The organism is Caballeronia grimmiae, from assembly GCF_000698555.1.
In the GTDB taxonomy this organism is placed as follows: Bacteria; Pseudomonadota; Gammaproteobacteria; order Burkholderiales; family Burkholderiaceae; genus Caballeronia; species Caballeronia grimmiae.
In genome coordinates this window covers 1-1,328 of the sequence record NZ_JFHE01000119.1, presented here as the reverse complement: position 1 = coordinate 1,328, position 1,328 = coordinate 1, and the positions used below count along the sequence as shown (strand labels likewise).

The 1,328-nt window shown below is 52.7% G+C and carries 1 protein-coding gene and 1 pseudogene; both read right to left on the bottom strand.

Annotated elements, in window-relative coordinates:
• Positions 1–634, bottom strand: a 634-nt coding sequence (locus BG57_RS32180) for an Imm71 family immunity protein (RefSeq protein WP_241482174.1), incomplete at its 3' end; no start/stop codon positions are given.
• A gap of 11 nt (positions 635–645) precedes the next feature.
• Positions 646–1,328, bottom strand: a pseudogene (locus tag BG57_RS30870) (hypothetical protein); the annotation flags it as partial.

Here is a 1,328-nt window from a genome sequence, read left to right as displayed (position 1 = left end):
GTGGGGGGCAGGAAGGCAAGTGCGGTGGAAACCAAAGCGGCGGGATTCCGTTCAGTGGTAGTGAGTCAAAGAAGATGGATTCATAGGTCCAGCGCATCACGCTTCGCGCGTTGCGCCCACTGCCCAAATAGGCCACTCCTTGTTTCGTTCCATCAAGGCAAAGGGTGGTAGACATCAGCGATATCAGTACGGCAGATTGCTGCGCCTTCCCGAAGACATCGATCGATTCCCAAGGCAAATAACGATAACCGAGTGCATAGAATGGAGAGCCCGGCTCACTCGCCCCCCATTCTTGGTAGCGACGTCCCCACATGAAAGCAGAGAAGTCGACCGCCTCACGTAACAGCGCGAACGCTTCGGTTCTTCGATGAGAGTTCGCAATTAATGGCTCTGCGTACTCCATCGGCCGCAAATATCGGAGAAAATACAGCACGTCTTTATGATACGAGCTTTGCATGCTATTGCTCGCAAGCTCGGGACGTTTGATCTCTCGTTCAAAGTCGTGCAGAAACTCGCGATAGAGATCAATGGCACGTCGCATTAAAGTGGCGCTGGTGTACTTCTTGAGCAGGTAAAACGAGCGATCGCGTGCTTCGTCGTCATTCTTACCCGCTATTAAGAAATCAGTCGGCATAGCAGGTTTCCTTAGTGATCCGAGACAACGTCTGCGCGCGCACGTTCATCCTCAGGAGATGGGGTGATCGACGTATATCCCTGCAGCATTGTCTTTGGCGCAGTTTCGTTTTGTTCCATTGGCGTAACGACAGCCTTCAAGATAGCAGCGACGTTTACGTCGGTCCATCCCGTTCGCTTAGCGGCAAGCGCCTGCACATAGTCGAGAAGAACCGCGTTGTGAGGATGTTTGAAATCAATGAATAGCTGCGTGGCTCCTCCCGCCCAATAACGTCCGAGTTTCTCGTCGAACTGACTTGACACTAGCCCGCTCCACGCGCGTAAGCCGGACCAGTCCTGAGGAACGTGAATACCGAGCCTAGAGAGTTCATCGGCGGACGGAATTCGTGCTAGCTCCACAAAGCCGCCGTTGCTGTTCCATGCATATAATACGGCCCAGCGTTCGCGCCATTCCGTGCCGTTTTGGGGCATGTTGGGCAACCAGTATTCTCCGCTCTTCGTCCACTTGGGTTTATTTAGTTGAATTACGCGGAAGATATGAATTTCTCCCGGCGATAGAGTCTTAGCAACTATCGGCGCATTGGCAGAGAAGGATTCAATCTTTGCGTAGATCTTCTTCTTCGTCTGGGCATCGACCTGTACGAATCGATCTTCGCCCAAGTCAGGCCATCCCTCCTTCGGCGTGAATTGATCAA